The 18,193-nt window shown below is 52.7% G+C and carries 14 protein-coding genes and 1 tRNA gene; 14 read left to right on the top strand and 1 reads right to left on the bottom strand.

Annotated elements, in window-relative coordinates:
• Position 1: 1 nt before the first annotated feature.
• The 8 genes from tuf (at position 2) to rplL (ending at position 4,801) form a co-directional block, all read left to right on the top strand.
• Positions 2-1,192, top strand: coding sequence for an elongation factor Tu (gene tuf, locus AC9UEO_RS04030; RefSeq protein ID WP_509530182.1), 1,191 nt, complete (start codon positions 2-4; stop codon positions 1,190-1,192).
• Between the two features lie 51 nt (positions 1,193-1,243).
• Positions 1,244-1,319 (top strand) — tRNA-Trp (locus AC9UEO_RS04025).
• Between the two features lie 92 nt (positions 1,320-1,411).
• Positions 1,412-1,795 carry a preprotein translocase subunit SecE gene (secE, locus tag AC9UEO_RS04020; protein WP_509530180.1) on the top strand — a complete coding sequence of 128 codons (384 nt, stop codon included), beginning with the start codon at positions 1,412-1,414 and terminating at the stop codon, positions 1,793-1,795.
• The gene (gene nusG / locus AC9UEO_RS04015; protein WP_509530178.1) at positions 1,795-2,379 is read left to right on the top strand and encodes a transcription termination/antitermination protein NusG; all 585 of its coding nucleotides are present in this window, start codon (positions 1,795-1,797) and stop codon (positions 2,377-2,379) included. The genes secE and nusG overlap by 1 nt, the downstream gene beginning before the upstream one ends.
• A gap of 113 nt (positions 2,380-2,492) precedes the next feature.
• Complete coding sequence (gene rplK / locus AC9UEO_RS04010) at positions 2,493-2,927, top strand: 50S ribosomal protein L11 (protein ID WP_506611763.1); 435 nt, start codon at positions 2,493-2,495, stop codon at positions 2,925-2,927.
• A complete protein-coding gene (gene rplA, locus AC9UEO_RS04005) occupies positions 2,924-3,619 on the top strand; it encodes a 50S ribosomal protein L1 (protein WP_509530175.1) in 696 nt (231 codons plus the stop codon). The genes rplK and rplA overlap by 4 nt, the downstream gene beginning before the upstream one ends.
• A gap of 238 nt (positions 3,620-3,857) precedes the next feature.
• Entirely contained in the window at positions 3,858-4,358 is a 501-nt protein-coding gene (gene rplJ, locus AC9UEO_RS04000) for a 50S ribosomal protein L10 (RefSeq protein WP_509530173.1), read from the top strand.
• 65 nt (positions 4,359-4,423) lie between these two features.
• Positions 4,424-4,801 (top strand): 50S ribosomal protein L7/L12, encoded by a 378-nt coding sequence (gene rplL / locus AC9UEO_RS03995; protein WP_509530170.1) that lies wholly within the window; start codon positions 4,424-4,426, stop codon positions 4,799-4,801.
• Between the two features lie 52 nt (positions 4,802-4,853).
• On the opposite strand, the gene AC9UEO_RS03990 is transcribed toward rplL, so the two are convergent.
• The gene (locus AC9UEO_RS03990; protein ID WP_509530167.1) at positions 4,854-5,057 is read right to left on the bottom strand and encodes a hypothetical protein; all 204 of its coding nucleotides are present in this window, start codon (positions 5,055-5,057) and stop codon (positions 4,854-4,856) included.
• On the opposite strand from AC9UEO_RS03990, the gene rpoB reads away from it, so the two are divergent.
• From rpoB to AC9UEO_RS03960, 6 genes are read left to right on the top strand one after another with little or no spacing between them, the layout of a single operon-like run.
• Positions 5,056-9,168 (top strand): DNA-directed RNA polymerase subunit beta, encoded by a 4,113-nt coding sequence (rpoB, locus tag AC9UEO_RS03985; RefSeq protein WP_509530165.1) that lies wholly within the window; start codon positions 5,056-5,058, stop codon positions 9,166-9,168. The two genes, AC9UEO_RS03990 and rpoB, sit on opposite strands and share 2 nt — an antisense overlap.
• Positions 9,165-13,379, top strand: a complete 4,215-nt coding sequence (gene rpoC / locus AC9UEO_RS03980; RefSeq protein WP_509530162.1) for a DNA-directed RNA polymerase subunit beta' — start codon at positions 9,165-9,167, stop codon at positions 13,377-13,379. Before rpoB ends, rpoC begins: the two co-directional genes overlap by 4 nt.
• A 27-nt stretch (positions 13,380-13,406) precedes the next feature.
• The gene (locus AC9UEO_RS03975; protein WP_509530160.1) at positions 13,407-13,964 is read left to right on the top strand and encodes a LemA family protein; all 558 of its coding nucleotides are present in this window, start codon (positions 13,407-13,409) and stop codon (positions 13,962-13,964) included.
• Entirely contained in the window at positions 13,961-15,316 is a 1,356-nt protein-coding gene (gene rsmB / locus AC9UEO_RS03970) for a 16S rRNA (cytosine(967)-C(5))-methyltransferase RsmB (protein ID WP_509530157.1), read from the top strand. The genes AC9UEO_RS03975 and rsmB overlap by 4 nt, the downstream gene beginning before the upstream one ends.
• Before the next feature lie 16 nt (positions 15,317-15,332).
• Positions 15,333-15,929 carry a DUF4390 domain-containing protein gene (locus AC9UEO_RS03965; RefSeq protein ID WP_509530154.1) on the top strand — a complete coding sequence of 199 codons (597 nt, stop codon included), beginning with the start codon at positions 15,333-15,335 and terminating at the stop codon, positions 15,927-15,929.
• A complete protein-coding gene (locus tag AC9UEO_RS03960) occupies positions 15,926-18,184 on the top strand; it encodes a sensor histidine kinase (protein ID WP_509530151.1) in 2,259 nt (752 codons plus the stop codon). The genes AC9UEO_RS03965 and AC9UEO_RS03960 overlap by 4 nt, the downstream gene beginning before the upstream one ends.
• The last annotated feature ends 9 nt before the right edge of the window (positions 18,185-18,193 follow it).

Here is an 18,193-nt window from a genome sequence, read left to right as displayed (position 1 = left end):
AATGGCAAAAGGCAAGTTTGAGCGGACCAAACCGCACGTGAACGTTGGCACGATTGGCCACGTTGACCATGGCAAGACGACGCTGACAGCGGCGATCACGACGATTTTGTCGGCGAAGTTTGGTGGTGAGGCCAAGGCCTACGACCAAATTGACGCAGCCCCTGAAGAGAAGGCGCGCGGCATCACTATTAACACCGCCCACGTGGAGTACGAGACGGCTAACCGCCACTACGCGCACGTGGATTGCCCTGGGCACGCTGACTATGTGAAGAACATGATCACGGGTGCGGCGCAAATGGACGGCGCGATTTTGGTGTGTTCGGCCGCTGACGGCCCCATGCCTCAAACCCGCGAACACATTTTGCTGGCGCGCCAAGTGGGTGTGCCTTACATCATCGTGTTTTTGAACAAATGCGACATGGTCGACGACGCCGAACTGCTCGAATTGGTCGAGATGGAAGTGCGCGAGTTGCTCGACAAATACGATTTCCCTGGCGACACCACCCCCATCATCCATGGCTCAGCCAAGCTGGCTTTGGAAGGCGACAAGGGCGAGTTGGGTGAATTGGCGATTTTGAAGCTGGCCGAAGCCTTGGACAGCTACATTCCTACGCCTGAGCGCGCAATCGATGGTGCGTTCTTAATGCCTGTGGAAGACGTGTTCTCCATCTCGGGTCGCGGCACGGTGGTAACTGGCCGTATCGAGCGCGGCATTGTGAAGGTGGGCGAAGAGATTGAGATCGTGGGCATCAAAGACACGGTCAAGACCACCTGTACTGGCGTGGAGATGTTCCGCAAATTGCTGGACCAAGGCCAAGCGGGTGACAACGTGGGTATTTTGTTGCGCGGCACCAAGCGTGAAGACGTCGAGCGCGGCCAAGTGCTGTGCAAGCCCGGCTCCATCAAGCCCCACACCCACTTCACGGCTGAGGTGTATGTGTTGAGCAAAGACGAAGGTGGCCGTCACACGCCATTCTTTAACAACTACCGTCCCCAGTTCTACTTCCGCACAACGGATGTGACGGGTGCGATTGAGTTGCCTGAAGGCAAAGAGATGGTGATGCCTGGCGACAACGTGTCGATCACGGTGAAGTTGATCCACCCGATTGCGATGGAAGAGGGCTTGCGCTTTGCCATTCGTGAGGGCGGCAAAACCGTCGGCGCTGGTGTTGTTGCAAAGATCATTGCTTAATCTTTGATGAAGAGTGTTCGGCGCCTTGTGTGCTGAACAGTGCCAAGCGATAGGGGTATAGCTCAATTGGCAGAGCGTCGGTCTCCAAAACCGAAGGTTGGGGGTTCGATTCCCTCTGCCCCTGCCACCAGATTTCTGGTGCATCACAAGCCCGCCAAACTTGGCGGGCTTCGGTCTCTTCAACAAGACAGCTTTTCCTAACTGAATGTATTGCTTGCCATGTCTTCTGCTCAGATAGAAACCGTTTTCAGCACTGCTGACAAAGCCAAGATAGGCGCTGCGCTGGCCTTGGTTGTTGCAGCGGTGGTGGCCTTTTATGCGCTGTCTGCGCAAGGCGGTTTGGCGCAGTGGGCCGCCTTGTTGGGATGTCTGTTGTTGGCGGTGGTGGTTTTTTTCACCTCCATGCATGGTCGCCAACTGGTGGGTTTTGGTCGGGACGCGTGGCGTGAAGTTCAAAAGGTGGTTTGGCCAGCTCGCAAAGAAGCCATGCAAATGACAGCCTATGTGTTTGGCTTTGTGTTTTTGATGGCCTTGTTTTTATGGGTAACAGATAAAACCATTGAATGGGTGTTCTACGATTTGATTCTGGGATGGAAAAAATAATGACCGAAGAATCACTGGAAAACACTTTGATTACCACAGCCCCTGCGCATCCTGATATGCGTTGGTATGTGGTGCATGCTTATTCGGGCATGGAAAAGGCCGTCGAGCGCAATATTGTCGAGCGGATCAACCGCGCGGGCATGCAAGCCAAATTTGGCCGCATCTTGGTTCCCACCGAAGAAGTGGTGGAGATGAAAAACGGTCAGCGTAAAACTACTGAGCGTCGCTTCTTCCCTGGCTATGTGCTGGTGGAGATGATCATGGACGATGAAAGCTGGCATTTGGTCAAGCACACCAATAAAGTCACTGGCTTTGTGGGTGGTGCGCGTAACCGTCCCGCCCCCATCTCGCAAGACGACGTTCTTAAAATCGTTAACCAAATGCAAGAAGGCACAGACAAACCCCGTCACAAAGTGGAATTCATGGTGGGCGAGTTTGTGCGTGTCAAAGACGGTCCTTTCACCGACTTCAATGGAACAGTTGAAGAGGTGAATTACGACAAAAACAAAATGCGCGTGTCGGTGACCATTTTTGGTCGAGCAACACCCGTGGAACTTGAATTTGGTCAGGTGGAGAAGACCTAGGTCCTCTGCACTTTAGTATGTCAGCGCTTCCCGACTTGGCGCTGATGTGTTGAAGAAGAGTCGTTAACCCCGGGGAGCCCTCAAAAGGCGTTTGTACCCGCAAGGAGAAAAGCATGGCGAAGAAAATCGTCGGCTTCATCAAGCTGCAAGTGCCAGCTGGTAAAGCCAATCCATCGCCACCCATTGGCCCCGCATTGGGTCAACGTGGTTTGAACATCATGGAATTCTGCAAGGCATTCAATGCCCAGACCCAAGGCGTTGAGCCCGGTCTGCCTTTACCCGTGGTCATTACCGCGTTTGCAGACAAATCCTTCACTTTCATCATCAAGACACCGCCCGCGGTTACCTTGATTAAAAAAGCCATCAAGCTCGACAAAGGCTCTTCCAAGCCGCATGTTGACAAGGTTGGCAAGATCACCCGCGCTCAGTTAGAAGAAATCGCCAAAGCCAAAATGGTTGACATGACTGCTGCCGATTTGGATGCCGCCGTTCGCACCATCGCTGGCTCAGCGCGTTCCATGGGCGTGACCGTGGAGGGCGTGGTATGAGCAAGCTCACCAAAAAACAAAAAGCAGTTGCTGGAAAAGTTGACTCCAACAAGCTCTACCCCTTTGTGGATGCTTTGGCTATTGTCAAAGAATGCGCAACTGCAAAGTTTGATGAATCCATCGACGTGGCGGTTCAGCTTGGCATTGATGCAAAGAAATCTGACCAAGTTGTGCGTGGCGCTGTTGTGCTGCCTAACGGTACTGGCAAAATCGCCCGCGTGGCGGTGTTCGCCCAAGGCGCGAAAGCCGAAGAGGCTTTGGCTGCAGGCGCTGACGTCGTCGGTATGGATGATTTGGCTGCTCGCGTAAAGGCTGGCGACATGCCTTTTGATGTTGTTATTGCTGCGCCTGATGCGATGCGTGTGGTGGGCACCTTGGGTCAAATTTTGGGCCCCCGTGGCTTGATGCCTAACCCCAAGGTTGGCACTGTGACGCCAGACGTCGCAACAGCGGTGAGAAATGCCAAGGCGGGTCAGGTGCAGTTTCGCGTTGACAAAGCCGGCATCGTTCACGGCACCATTGGTCGCCGCTCGTTTGACAGCGACAAATTGCATGGCAATTTGTTGGCACTCATTGATGCATTGAACAAAGCAAAGCCAGCCACGAGCAAAGGTGTTTACCTGCGCAAGTTGGCAGTGTCCTCCACCATGGGTGTGGGCGTGCGAGTCGATACACAAACATTGAACGCCTAAAAGGCGTTTAGCAATTTCTTGCGTTGCCTGCAAGGGCTGCGCAAGAAGCGGTGGGTCGAGTCGGTTGAAAAACCGTCTTGAGCCATCCAAGACCGTTGGCGTGCAGCGAGACTGCACTTAATTCACCAGCCAACGCAGATGGCGATCCCGCTGAAAAGAATTTTTCTTGACAGTCAGGTCGCTGCAAAAGTGGCGTGTTGAAGGGGCAACCCAACAACACATTTTGAAGGAGTAGACCTTGAGTCTGAATCGCAGTGAAAAAGAAGCAGTTGTCGCCGAAGTGGCGGGACTTGCAGCACAAGCGCAGACACTGGTGATGGCGGAATACCGCGGCATCACGGTCGCTGACATGATCAAGTTTCGCGCCAATGCGCGCAGCCAAGGCGTATCGCTGAGTGTGTTGAAAAACACCTTGGCACGCCGCGCTGTCGCTGGGACGTCTTTTGAAAGTGTCGCCGACCAGATGACCGGTCCGCTGATCTATGGTTTTTCAACAGATGCAGTTGCTGCCGCGAAAGTGGTGGCTGATTTCGCCAAAACCAATGACAAATTGGTGATTCGTGGCGGCGCATTTGCTGGAAAAGCATTGGATGTCAACGGTGTCAAACAATTGGCCAGTATCCCTTCCAAGGAAGTCTTGCTTGCTCAATTGTGCGGATTGCTTATGTCGCCCATGTCGCGTACCGCAGTGGTACTTGGCGCGTTGGCGGCGAAAAAAGGCGAAGCGGTTGCAGCCTAAGGCTTGCAGCACATTCAAACATTTGCCGCCCCAGTGGTGGCCCTGAAAAGTGAAGGAAAAAAATCATGGCATTCGATAAAGACGCATTTTTGACCGCTTTAGACAGCATGACGGTCATGGAACTCAACGATTTGGTGAAAGCCATCGAAGAGAAATTTGGTGTAAGCGCTGCAGCCATGGCTGCACCTGCTGCTGCTGGCGGTGGCGCTGGCGCTGCTGCAGCTGAAGAGAAAACAGACTTCAACGTCATGTTGCTCGAAGCTGGTGCAAACAAAGTGTCAGTCATCAAGGCTGTTCGCGAAATCACAGGCTTGGGCTTAAAAGAAGCCAAAGACTTGGTCGACGGTGCTCCCAAAGCTGTCAAAGAAGGCGCACCCAAAGCAGACGCGGAAGCCGCCAAGAAAAAATTGGAAGAAGCTGGCGCCAAGGTCGAACTCAAGTAAACCTGGTGTTTACCAAGGCTGGTCACCCTTCAAAAGGTGCCAGCCTTTTGGGCTAACAGAGCGCACCCATCAGCAAATATGGTGTTTGTTGTTGAGTGTCTTCTGAGCTGACTGCAGAAGAACCTTGGTTCGGGTTGTGTGCAATGCGCAACCGTCCGCCAACGCTGGTAGTGGCCAGCGGGCCAAGCACAACGTGCAGATGTTTGTCATCTGTACGGTCCCCAGTCGCCGAGTGAATCAAGTCCGGAGTACTCATGGCCTATACATTTACCGAACGCAAGCGCATCCGCAAAAGTTTCGGCAGCCGCGACAGCGTGCTGGAAGTCCCTTACCTGCTGCAAATGCAAAAAGACGCGTACACCGCGTTTTTACAAGCTGATGTAGCCCTTAAAAAACGCACCTCGGAAGGCTTGCAAGCAGCCTTTGAAGCAGCGTTTCCCATTGTTTCGCACAATGGCTTTGTGGAGATGAAGTACCTTGAGTACAACCTCGCCAAGCCTGCTTTTGATGTGCGCGAGTGCCAAACACGTGGACTGACGTTCTCATCCGCCGTGCGTGCACGTGTGCAACTCATTATTTATGACCGCGACTCTTCTACCCCTCAGTCCAAGGTAGTTAAAGAAGTTAAAGAGCAAGAGGTCTACATGGGCGAAGTGCCCTTGATGACTGATAAAGGTTCTTTCATCATCAACGGTACCGAGCGCGTCATCGTGTCTCAGTTGCACCGCTCACCTGGCGTGTTCTTTGAACACGACAAAGGCAAAACACACAGCTCGGGCAAATTGCTTTTTAGCGCTCGCATCATCCCTTACCGCGGTTCATGGCTCGACTACGAGTTCGATCCCAAAGATATTTTGTATTTCCGCGTCGACCGTCGCCGCAAAATGCCAGTCACCATTTTGCTCAAAGCCATTGGTTTGACGCCCGAAGCTATTTTGGCCAACTTCTTCGTCAACGACACCTTCAAATTGATGGACAGTGGTGCTCAAATGGAATTTGTTGCTGAGCGCTTGCGTGGCGAAGTTGCACGCTTTGACATCACCGACAAATCCGGTAATGTCGTAGTCGCCAAAGACAAGCGCATCACTGCACGACACACGCGTGAAATGGAGCAAACCGGTACAACGCATGTGTCTGTTCCAGAAGATTTTCTGATCGGACGAGTTGTTGCCCGCAACATTGTTGACGAAGAAACCGGTGAAATCATTGCCAAGTCCAACGAAGAGTTGACAGAGGCTTTGCTAAAAAAATTGCGCTCCAGTGGCGTACAAGATTTGCAGTGCATCTACACCAATGAGTTGGACCAAGGTGCATACATTTCACAAACCCTGCGCATAGATGAAACTGCCGACGAGTTTGCAGCACGTGTGGCCATTTACCGCATGATGCGCCCTGGCGAGCCGCCTACAGAAGACGCAGTTCAAGCCCTGTTTCAGCGCTTGTTCTACAACCCTGATACCTACGACTTGTCGCGTGTGGGCCGCATGAAGTTCAATGCTCGTGTGGGACGTGAAGACTCCACTGGCCCCATGGTGCTTAACAACGAAGACATCTTGGCAGTCGTCAAGATTTTGGTTGACTTGCGTAACGGTCGCGGGGAAGTCGATGACATCGATCATTTGGGCAACCGCCGAGTTCGTTGCGTCGGTGAATTGGCGGAGAACCAATACCGCACAGGTTTAGCGCGTATCGAAAAAGCAGTGAAAGAGCGTTTGGGTCAAGCCGAGCAAGAACCTTTGATGCCCCACGACTTGATCAACTCCAAGCCCATCTCTGCTGCACTTAAAGAGTTTTTTGGCGCATCTCAGTTGTCGCAGTTCATGGATCAGACCAATCCCTTGTCCGAGATCACACACAAGCGACGTGTCTCCGCACTGGGCCCTGGCGGTTTAACCCGCGAGCGTGCTGGCTTTGAAGTGCGAGACGTGCATGTGACTCACTACGGACGTGTTTGCCCTATTGAGACACCTGAAGGCCCCAACATTGGCCTGATCAACTCGCTGTCTTTGTACGCGCGTTTGAATGAATATGGTTTCATCGAGACACCTTACCGACGTGTGAACGATGGCCAAGTCACCATGGAAATCGATTACCTCTCAGCCATCGAAGAAGCCAAATACGTGATTGCTCAAGCGAACGCGATGTTGAGCAAGGACGATCGATTGATTGGCGATTTGGTGTCTGCTCGCGAAAAAGGCGAATCCATTTTGTGCGGCAAAGAGCGCGTTCAATACATGGACGTCTCTCCTGCACAGATCGTCTCAGTAGCAGCCTCTTTGGTGCCTTTCTTAGAGCACGATGACGCCAACCGCGCTTTGATGGGCGCCAATATGCAGCGCCAAGCGGTGCCAGTCTTGCGTCCAGAAAAAGCATTTGTGGGAACAGGTATCGAACGCGTTGCTGCTATTGACTCTGGCACCGTGGTCACTGCATTGCGTGGCGGTGTGGTTGATTATGTTGACGCAACCCGTATTGTGGTTCGTGTGAATGATGCTGAGACGCAAGCCGGTGAAGTTGGTGTGGATATATACAACCTCATCAAATACCAGCGCTCCAACCAAAATACCAATATTCACCAGCGACCCATTGTTAAGCGTGGCGATAAGCTCGCTAAAGGCGATGTGGTGGCCGATGGTGCGTCCACTGACTTGGGCGAACTCGCTTTGGGTCAAAATATGTTGGTGGCTTTTATGCCTTGGAATGGTTACAACTTCGAAGACTCCATCCTCATCTCTGAGCGTGTCGTATCCGAAGACCGTTACACCTCCATCCACATCGAAGAATTGGTGGTGATGGCGCGTGACACCAAACTGGGCGCGGAAGAAATTTCCCGTGATATTCCTAACTTGGCTGAGCTGCAACTCAATCGCTTAGACGAGTCCGGCATCATTTTCGTTGGCGCCGAAGTGCAACCCGGCGACGTGCTGGTGGGCAAGGTCACACCCAAAGGCGAAACCACTTTGACGCCAGAGGAAAAACTGCTGCGCGCCATCTTTGGTGAAAAAGCCTCCGATGTGAAAGACACTTCTTTGCGAGTTGACCAAGGCTCACAAGGAACTGTCATCGATGTACAGGTCTTCACACGCGAAGGCATTGTTCGCGACAAGCGTGCTCAGCAAATCATCGACGATGAACTCAAGCGCTTCCGTTTAGATTTGAACGATCAACTTCGCATCGTTGAAGCTGATGCCTTCGATCGTATTGGCAAGTTGCTCAATGGCAAAACTGCCAATGGCGGCCCCAACAAACTGCCCAAAGGCAGCAAGATCGACAAGGCCTATTTGGACAGCGTCGAGAAGTTCCATTGGTTTGACATCCGTCCTGCGGATGAAGATACCGCTTCACAATTGGAAAGCATCAAAAACGCATTGACACAAACCCGTCACAGCTTTGATTTGGCTTTTGAAGAGAAACGCAAAAAACTCACCCAAGGCGATGAGTTGCCAGCCGGTGTGTTGAAGATGGTCAAGGTCTACTTGGCTGTGAAGCGTCGCTTGCAGCCTGGCGACAAGATGGCCGGTCGCCACGGCAACAAAGGCGTGGTCTCCAAGATTGTGCCTGTTGAAGACATGCCTTATATGGCTGACGGTACACCTGTAGACATCGTGCTCAACCCGTTGGGCGTGCCTTCACGCATGAACGTTGGTCAGGTGCTGGAAGTGCATTTGGGCTGGGCTGCCAAAGGCATTGGTCAGCAACTCGGCCACATGATGCAAGAAGAGGCCAAAGCTGCCGAGATTCGAGCTTTCCTTGAGACTTTGTACAACAGCACGGGGCACAAAGAAGAGCTGACCAAACTGGCAGACAAAGACATCAAAGAGATGGCGCATAACCTCTCTACTGGCGTACCTTTTGCAACACCTGTGTTCGATGGCGCGTCAGAAGAAGACATACGCACCATGTTGAAACTGGCTTACCCTGAAGATGTGGTCAAAGCTAAAGGACTGACAGCGGCGCGTACACAAGCGCATTTGTTTGATGGCCGCACCGGCGACGCTTTCGAGCGTCCCACCACCGTGGGCTATATGCATGTATTGAAACTTCACCACTTGGTGGACGACAAAATGCATGCTCGCTCCACTGGCCCGTACAGTTTGGTTACCCAGCAACCCTTGGGTGGCAAGGCGCAGTTTGGCGGTCAGCGTTTCGGCGAGATGGAAGTGTGGGCGTTGGAGGCTTATGGCGCCTCTTACACACTGCAAGAAATGCTCACCGTCAAATCAGACGACGTGCAAGGTCGCACCAAAGTGTATGAAAGCATCGTCAAAGGCGAACACGCCATCGAAGCGGGCATGCCCGAATCGTTCAACGTGTTGGTCAAAGAAATTCGTTCATTGGGCATCGATATAGAGTTGGAGCGTTCATGAAATCATTACTCGACCTCTTTAAGCAGTTCACACCTGATGAGCATTTCGATGCCATCAAAATTGGCCTTGCTTCCCCTGAGAAAATTCGTTCATGGTCTTTCGGCGAAGTCAAAAAACCCGAAACCATCAACTACCGCACTTTCAAACCCGAACGCGACGGCTTGTTTTGCGCCAAAATTTTCGGCCCCATCAAGGACTACGAATGTTTGTGCGGCAAATACAAACGCTTGAAACATCGTGGCGTGATTTGCGAAAAATGCGGCGTTGAAGTCACCCAAACCAAGGTACGTCGTGACCGCATGGGTCACATCGATTTGGCAGCACCTTGCGCCCATATCTGGTTCTTGAAATCTTTGCCCAGCCGCTTAGGCTTGGTGTTGGACATGACCTTGCGCGATATCGAGCGCGTGTTGTACTTTGAAGCCTATGTGGTCACTGATCCTGGCATGACGGCGCTTAAAAAATACGCCATCATGACCGAGGACGACTATGAAGCCAAGCGAATTGAGTTGGGCGACGAGTTCCAAGCCAAGATGGGCGCAGAAGGCATTCGCGATTTGCTCGAGACCATGGAAATCGATATGGAGATTGAAAAACTCCGTAACGACTTGACTGGTTCAGAAGTCAAGATCAAGAAAAACGCCAAACGCTTGAAAGTTCTTGAGGCTTTCAAGAAATCAGGCATCAAACCTGAGTGGATGGTTTTGTCGGTGTTGCCAGTATTGCCACCCGATTTGCGCCCTTTGGTGCCTTTGGATGGTGGCCGTTTTGCCACCTCCGATTTGAACGATTTGTACCGTCGCGTCATCAACCGCAACAGCCGTTTGCGTCGTTTGCTTGAACTCAATGCGCCTGAAATCATTGCCCGCAATGAAAAGCGTATGTTGCAAGAAGCGGTGGACAGCTTGCTTGACAACGGCCGTCGCGGCAAAGCCATGACCGGTGCGAACAAGCGTGCGCTCAAGTCTTTGGCTGACATGATCAAAGGCAAGAGCGGTCGTTTCCGCCAAAACTTGCTGGGCAAGCGTGTGGATTACTCAGGACGTTCAGTTATCACCGTGGGCCCAACCCTCAAGTTGCATCAGTGCGGTTTGCCTAAGTTGATGGCGCTTGAGTTGTTTAAGCCCTTTATCTTCAGCAAATTGGAGTTGATGGGAATTGCCACCACCATCAAGGCGGCGAAGAAGGAAGTTGAAGCCGGCACCCCTGTGGTGTGGGACATCTTGGAAGAGGTCATCAAAGAGCATCCCGTGTTGCTCAACCGTGCGCCTACTTTGCACCGCTTGGGCATTCAAGCTTTTGAGCCTATCTTGATCGAAGGCAAAGCTATTCAACTTCACCCCTTGGTGTGTTCAGCCTTTAACGCCGACTTTGACGGCGACCAAATGGCGGTGCACATTCCTTTGTCGGTAGAAGCGCAAATGGAAGCCCGCACCTTGATGCTGGCCTCTAACAATGTGTTGTTTCCTGCTAACGGCGAACCCTCTATCGTTCCTTCGCAAGACGTGGTGCTGGGCCTGTACTACACCACCCGCGAGCGCATCAACGGCAAAGGTGAAGGCTTGGTGTTTGCTGACATTGGCGAGGTGCAACGCGCCCTTGACGCTGATGTGGTGGAACTCACCGCCAAAGTCACTGTGCGTATGACGGAGTGGCTCAAGGACAAAGAAACTGGCGAATTCACCAGCAGTGTGTCTTTGGTCGAAACCACAGTCGGTCGTGCGCTGTTGTCTGAAATTTTGCCCAAGGGCTTGCCTTTTAGCAATTTGAACAAAGCACTGAAGAAGAAAGAAATTTCCAAGCTCATCAACACCTCATTCCGCAAATGCGGTCTGAAAGAAACCGTGGTATTTGCCGACAAGTTGCTGCAAAACGGTTTCCGTTTGGCAACCCGTGCAGGCATCTCCATCTGCATCGACGACATGTTGGTGCCGCAAGAAAAGCACGCCATCATTGAGAGCGCAGAAAAAGAAGTCAAAGACATTGAGCAGCAATACGTGTCGGGTCTGGTGACTTCTGGCGAGCGTTACAACAAGGTGGTGGACATTTGGGGCAAAGCAGGTGATGCCGTGTCCAAGGTGATGATGGATCAACTCCGTAAAGAGAAAACCATTGACCGCCATGGCAATGAGGTCGAGCAAGAGTCTTTCAATTCCATCTACATGATGGCCGACTCTGGCGCGCGTGGCTCTGCCGCCCAAATTCGCCAATTGGCGGGTATGCGTGGATTGATGGCCAAGCCTGATGGCTCCATCATTGAAACTCCCATCACCGCGAACTTCCGCGAAGGCCTGAATGTGTTGCAGTACTTCATCTCTACCCACGGCGCACGTAAGGGTCTGGCTGATACGGCGCTGAAAACCGCCAACTCAGGCTACTTGACGCGTCGCTTGGTGGATGTGACGCAAGATTTGGTGGTCATTGAAGACGACTGCGGTACAGCCAATGGTCAAGTCATGCGAGCCATCGTGGAAGGCGGCGAGGTCATTGAATCTTTGCGTGACCGCGTATTGGGTCGCTCGGTTGCCGAAGATGTGGTGCATCCTGAATCCCGTCAGACCTTGGTGCCCGCTGGCCATATGCTGGACGAAGACCTGATTGATGAAATCGAACTCTTGGGTGTGGACGAAATCAAAGTTCGTACAGCACTCAATTGCGAAACCCGTTTTGGTTTGTGTGCCAAATGCTATGGCCGCGATTTGGGCCGTGGTGGTTTGATCAATGTGGGCGAAGCAGTGGGTGTGATTGCTGCGCAGTCCATTGGCGAGCCAGGCACGCAGCTGACCATGCGCACTTTCCACATCGGTGGCGCGGCTTCGCGTGCGGCGGTTGCCTCCAGTGTGGACGCCAAGTCCAACGGTGTGATTGGCTTTAACGCCACCATGCGCTATGTGACCAATAGCAAAAAAGAGCTGGTCGTTATTTCACGTTCGGGTGAAATCGTGATTCATGACGAGCAGGGTCGCGAACGCGAGCGCCACAAAGTGCCTTACGGTGCTATTTTGGCCATCAAGCCAGACCAGGCCATCAAAGCTGGCACCATCTTGGCCAACTGGGACCCATTGACCCGTCCTGTCATTACCGAGTTCGCTGGCAAAACCCAGTTCGAGAATGTCGAAGAAGGTTTAACGGTCGCCAAGCAATTGGATGAAGTCACCGGCTTGTCAACCTTGGTGGTGATTGACCCCAAACGCCGCGGCTCTACCAAAGTGGTTCGCCCTCAGGTGAAGTTGATGGATGCCTCTGGCAAAGAAGTCAAGATTCCTGGCACCGATCACTCGGTCACCATTGGCTTCCAAATCGGTGCGTTGATCCAAGTGCGTGATGGCCAAGATGTGGGCCCTGGTGAAGTGTTGGCGCGTATCCCTGTTGAAGGTCAAAAAACCCGTGACATTACCGGCGGTTTGCCCCGTGTGGCTGAGCTGTTCGAGGCGCGTTCACCCAAGGACAAAGGCATCTTGGCTGAGATGACAGGTACGGTGTCGTTTGGTAAAGAAACCAAAGGCAAGATCCGTTTGCAAATCACGGATCCCGAAGGCACTGTGTGGGAAGAACTCATTCCCAAAGAGAAAAACATCGTGGTGCACGAAGGCCAAGTGGTCAACAAGGGCGAGAGCATTGTGGACGGCCCCGCTGATCCACAAGACATCTTGCGTTTGCTTGGTATTGAAGAGTTGGCGCGTTACATCGTCGACGAAGTGCAAGACGTTTACCGTTTGCAAGGCGTGAAGATCAATGACAAGCATATTGAAGTGATCGTGCGTCAGATGCTGCGCCGTGTGGTGGTCGATAACGTTGGCGACTCTGGCTACATCGCTGGCGAACAAGTCGAGCGCTCGGAGATGCTCAATACCAACGAAGCTTTGCAGGCTGAGGGTAAGTTGCCCGCAACCTACACCAATTTGTTGCTGGGTATCACTAAGGCTTCCTTGTCTACCGACTCGTTTATCTCTGCGGCTTCTTTCCAAGAAACTACACGCGTTCTTACCGAAGCGGCCATCATGGGCAAGCGCGACGAGTTGCGTGGTTTGAAGGAAAACGTCATTGTGGGTCGTTTGATCCCAGCAGGCTCTGGCATGGCTTACCACCGTGCCCGCAAAGAAAAAGACCTGATGGACGAGGCCGAACGCCGTCAAATTGCCGAAACCGAAGCGGAAGAACTCGCTTTGGCGCAGCAAGAAGGCAGCAGCGAAGAAAGTCCAGCGGAATAAACAAAGGCCTGCGGGCCTTTGTCTACCATGCTGAAGTCAGGCTGGTTTTGGTTGTTTGTAGCCCTGGGGGTCTTTTGGTCCTTGGGTGCTTACAACCGTTTGGTTCGTTTGCGTGCGGCTATCGGTACTCAATTTGTTTCCCTAGAGTCCGTGCTGTTGCAATACCAAGAGGTGGTTCAAAACGCTGTGTCTTCAGCCTCGACCTCCCCTCAGTTGTGGGGCAGTACGTATTTGCCCGAATTGGAAGTTGACCCTTGGACACGCTTGCAAGTCTCGGCTGGCTTGCTGACGGTGGCCATGTCACGTATGCAGACGCATCCCCTAGAACCCGATAGCACGCAAGCTTTGCAAGACGCTGGTGCTGAGTTGCAACTTGCTTGGGCTGACTTGATCCATCCTGATGCGTTTTATGTCAATGTGCCTGAGGTTTTGCAACAGCGCTGGTTGGCCCTAGACATGTTGGTGCAGCCCGAAGTGCAACGCTTCAATGCCAGCATCACAGATTACAACCACGCCATTGCTCAGTACCCTGCTGCTTTATTGGCCAAACTCTTTCAATTTCATCCTGCACGAACGCTGGCATGAAGCAAGCGCACAGTGACGAACTGGCACAGTTAGCCCCGCCCTTGTGGCGCCAGTTACAAGCCTGTGCAGCGGCTTTGCAAATGGTTCTCGAGGGAAGAAACCACAGCCAAGCCTTGAGTTCAGTCGCCCCAACTTTGCGTCCAGCGGCGCAGGCTTTGTTGTTTGCGGTGTTGAGACATTGGGAAACGACGCAAGCAGTGCGTGACTTATTGGTCAAGCGCCCTCCCTCTGCACCGGTCAATTCCTTGTTGTGCACCGGTCTGGGTTTGCTGCTGCTAGGTACTGAGGCCATGTACCCCGTACATACCTTGGTGAGTCAGTTGGTGGAAGCGGCCAAGCACCATCCCCAGACACGTGCGCAGGCCGCGTTCATCAATGCCTGTGTGAGAAGGTTTTTGCGTGAAGAAAAGGCGCTGATGGTTAAAGCCTTGCAAGGTTTGCCTGCGCAATGGAATTTCCCGTTGTGGTGGATCAAACGGATTCAGCTCGACTACCCCGACGATTGGCAAACCATTTTGCAAGCCAGCCAACAAGCCGCTCCCATGAGCTTAAGGGCCAATCGACGAAAAATCAGCAGAGAAACCTTGCAGCATCAATGGTCCGCGCAAGGCATCTTGGCGGATGCGGTGGGCGATGACGGCTTGGTATTGCATCAAGCCAAACCGGTTCAAGCCATAGAAGGGTTTTCGCAAGGTTTGTGTTCTGTGCAAGACACTGCGGCCCAACTGGCTGCCCCCTTGCTGCTCAAGGGCTTGCAAGCCCGTATCGGCGAACGGTTACAAGTGTTGGATGCTTGCGCTGCCCCAGGTGGCAAAACCGCACACTTGCTGGAATACGCCGATGCAGACGTGTGGGCCTTGGATATTGATCCCCAGCGCTGTGAGCGTATTCAGGAGAATTTGCTGCGCCTAGGTTTACAAGCCAAGGTAGTGTGTGCTGATGTAGCAGACACAACAGCTTGGTGGTCAGGGCAATTGTTTAACGCAATATTGCTAGATGCGCCATGCACTGCGTCAGGCATTGTCAGACGCCATCCAGACATACCTTTGCTGCGCCGCGAAAGCGATGTTGCCGCCTTGGTCAAAGACCAAAGGCGCTTGCTCGAGGCATTGTGGCCATTGCTGGCGCCTGGTGGGCGCATGCTTTATTGCACCTGCTCGGTCTTTCGTGATGAGGGTCAACACCAAATTGATTCGTTTCTTGCACGCAACACTCAAGCGGTATTGCGTCCATCCCCTGGTCATTTAATGCCGGGTATGGCGGCAAACCCAGCAGGCCTCCTAGACAATGCAACAAGTGGTCATGATGGATTTTTTTATGCCGTGCTGGAGCAGCGCAATGTTGATGTCTGAAGCTTGGAGGCTGTGCATGCGACGCGCACAGACGCTGCTGCGTGCATTGTTGCTGTTACTGTCATTTGGCATTGGAATGGCCAATGCTGAGAATCCTGTGCAGCTTGAAGAGCTGGTTTTGCAGCGCAGCGAAGAGGGCATTTATTTAAGTACCCGCCTTGCTTTTGAACTACCCCAAAGTTTGGAAGATGCTTTGGCGCGAGGCTTACCACTGGGTTTTGTGATTCAAGCTGATGTGATGCGAGAGCGTTGGTACTGGTCTGATAAGTTGGTCAGCCGCACAGAGCGTTATGTGCGATTGAGCTATCAACCGCTGTCCAAGCGATGGCGTGTTTATGTGTCTGCACAGCCGATTCAATCTACGGGATTGGGCGTGAATTTGGGCCAAAGCTTTGAAAGCTTATCCGAGGCCTTACAAAGTATTCAACGCATTTCGCGTTGGCGCATCGCGGACGCGTCAGTGATTGATATAGCTACCAAGCAGCGCTTGGAATTTCGATTCAAGCTAGACCTCACCCAATTACCCCAGCCTTTGCAATTTGGCGTGTTAGGTAGCGGTTCAGGCTTGGAATACACCCAAAGTTTGAAGCTACAGGAAGACAGTTTTAAATGAAGTCTTCTGCGCCTGTGGCCGGCTTGCGGCATCGCGGATGGTGGTTGGTGGTGGGTCTGACGATTCTGGTGTCCATGGCATTGGTCTTGTTGTTCTTGCTGACACAGGCCACGCAGCGTTGGGAGGCTTACGAGCAAAACTTCAGCCTCTTGTTTGGCTTGAACATGGTGTTCGCCGCCTTGTTGTTGGCAGTCATCGCCTGGTTTGGTGTGCGCTTATTCTTTCGCTTGCAGCAAGGCAAGTTTGGCAGTCGCTTGCTTGTTAAGTTGGCCAGCATTTTTGCTTTGGTCGGCATCTTGCCTGGTCTGCTGATTTATGCGGTGTCCTACCAATTTGTGACGCGATCCATCGAGGTGTGGTTTGACACCAAAGTTGAGGTGGCGCTAGACGCGGGTTTGAATTTAAGCCGATCAACCTTAGAAAGCTTGTCCAATGAACTGGCTGCCAGAGTGCGCAGTGCCAGCCAAGAAGTGGCAGGCGCCTCCGACCAGTCTTTGCCCTTGGTGCTTGAAAAAATTCGCACCCAACTAGACGCAAACGAAGTCACTTTGTGGAAAGGCAATGGCGTGACTTTGTCCAGTGCCAACCGAGATCGCTATCAGTTGCAACCTGAGCGACCCACGCCTGCAGAGTGGCGACAGGTGCGCAGCCAAGGCATCAGCTGGCGCAGCGAGGGCTTGGATGACAACCTTGTTGCTTCCGCAGCACAACCCCGAATCACGGTGCTGGTTCAAATTGCCGCTACAGGTTTTCAGCTTGAGGGTCAAGGACGCGTGTTGCAAGTGGTGAAGAAATTGCCGCCTGTTCTGGTGGCCAATGCCTTGGCCGTTCTCGATGCGAATCGGCAATACCAAGAGCGGGCATTGGCGCGCGATGGTTTGAAGCGCATGTACATTGGCACCCTGACCTTAAGCTTGTTTTTGGCAGTGTTTGGTGCGGTGTTGTTAGCAGTTTTGTTGGGCAATCAACTGGCACGTCCCTTGTTACTTCTGGCCGAAGGTGTGCGTGATGTGGCGGCAGGTGACTTGAGTCCACGTGCGGTTTTGCAAGGCAAAGACGAGTTAGACGGTCTAACCCGCGCCTTTGCGCAGATGACCGATCAACTTTCGCAGGCACGCAGCGCGGTTGAGTCGAGTATGGCGCAAGTCAACTTGGCTCGCAGCCATTTGCAAACCATGCTTGATAACCTTACCGCAGGCGTGGTGTTGCTCGATACCCAAGGGCATATTTTGTCTATCAACCCAGGGGCAACACGCATTTTGCAACTGCCTTTGGCGGTACATCTTGGTAAAGCATTGACCGACATCGATGGGCTGCAAGTGTTTGGCAGGCAAGTCATGGAGCAGTTTCACGAGTTTGCGTCGGAGCAACAACAACGTAGCTTGGATCATTGGCAGCAGTCGTTTGAAATCGACACCAAGACACAGCAAACTTTTGTAGAGTTCGGCCCCGAGCGACAACTTCACACCACCTTGGTAGCGCGAGGTGCTGTGCTACCCCAAGGAGAGTGGCTGTTGGTGTTTGATGACATCACTGAAATCGTGTCTGCCCAACGCACCCAAGCATGGTCCGAGGTGGCGAGAAGGCTGGCCCATGAGATTAAAAACCCACTGACACCTATTCAACTTTCTGCTGAGCGTCTAGAGATGAAATTGGCCGATAAGCTGGTTGGCACAGACCAAGCCTTGCTACATAAATCTGTGAAAACCATCGTCGATCAGGTCGATGCTTTGCAGCGCTTGGTGAATGAGTTTCGCGATTTCGGTCGTCTGCCACAAGCGCGTTTGCAAGCCTTGGATTTGAACCAGTTATTGCAAGAGATGATGGCCTTGTACGACAACGACAATGCCTTGGTGCCGGTGAGTTGGCATTTGCGCGCTGACATACCGTTGGTGTTGGGGGATGCCGCCCAGTTGCGACAGGTGGTTCACAACTTGATTCAAAATGCACAAGATGCCAGTGCACACAGTACCCAACCCATGGTTCAAGTCTGGACCGAGCAAGCCGCGTCCAGTCAACGGGTGCGTTTGCGCATTGTGGACAATGGCAGTGGTTTCAGCGAATCGGTGTTGCAACGTGCATTTGAGCCCTATGTCACCACCAAAGCCGGCGGTACAGGTTTGGGCTTAGCGGTGGTGAAGAAAATTGCCGATGAACACCAAGCTCGCATTGAGATCAAAAACCGTCTTGAGGGCGACGAAACAGTCGGTGCTCAAGTATCGTTATCATTTCGCAACGCAAACCCTGCAACCTAACCTGACCCG

It is taken from the genome of Limnohabitans sp. (assembly GCF_040401495.1).
In the GTDB taxonomy this organism is placed as follows: Bacteria; Pseudomonadota; Gammaproteobacteria; order Burkholderiales; family Burkholderiaceae_C; genus Limnohabitans.
This window is presented reverse-complemented; position numbering and strand designations above follow the sequence as displayed.

Coding starts and splice junctions, on each gene's coding strand:
- rplL (WP_509530170.1), top strand. CDS start 4,424: ATGGCATTCGATAAAGACGCATTTTTGACCGCTTTAGACAGCATGACG.
- AC9UEO_RS03975 (WP_509530160.1), top strand. CDS start 13,407: ATGCTGAAGTCAGGCTGGTTTTGGTTGTTTGTAGCCCTGGGGGTCTTT.
- AC9UEO_RS03960 (WP_509530151.1), top strand. CDS start 15,926: ATGAAGTCTTCTGCGCCTGTGGCCGGCTTGCGGCATCGCGGATGGTGG.
- AC9UEO_RS03965 (WP_509530154.1), top strand. CDS start 15,333: ATGCGACGCGCACAGACGCTGCTGCGTGCATTGTTGCTGTTACTGTCA.
- rplK (WP_506611763.1), top strand. CDS start 2,493: ATGGCGAAGAAAATCGTCGGCTTCATCAAGCTGCAAGTGCCAGCTGGT.
- tuf (WP_509530182.1), top strand. CDS start 2: ATGGCAAAAGGCAAGTTTGAGCGGACCAAACCGCACGTGAACGTTGGC.
- rpoC (WP_509530162.1), top strand. CDS start 9,165: ATGAAATCATTACTCGACCTCTTTAAGCAGTTCACACCTGATGAGCAT.
- secE (WP_509530180.1), top strand. CDS start 1,412: ATGTCTTCTGCTCAGATAGAAACCGTTTTCAGCACTGCTGACAAAGCC.
- nusG (WP_509530178.1), top strand. CDS start 1,795: ATGACCGAAGAATCACTGGAAAACACTTTGATTACCACAGCCCCTGCG.
- rsmB (WP_509530157.1), top strand. CDS start 13,961: ATGAAGCAAGCGCACAGTGACGAACTGGCACAGTTAGCCCCGCCCTTG.
- rplA (WP_509530175.1), top strand. CDS start 2,924: ATGAGCAAGCTCACCAAAAAACAAAAAGCAGTTGCTGGAAAAGTTGAC.
- AC9UEO_RS03990 (WP_509530167.1), bottom strand. CDS start 5,057: ATGAGTACTCCGGACTTGATTCACTCGGCGACTGGGGACCGTACAGAT.
- rpoB (WP_509530165.1), top strand. CDS start 5,056: ATGGCCTATACATTTACCGAACGCAAGCGCATCCGCAAAAGTTTCGGC.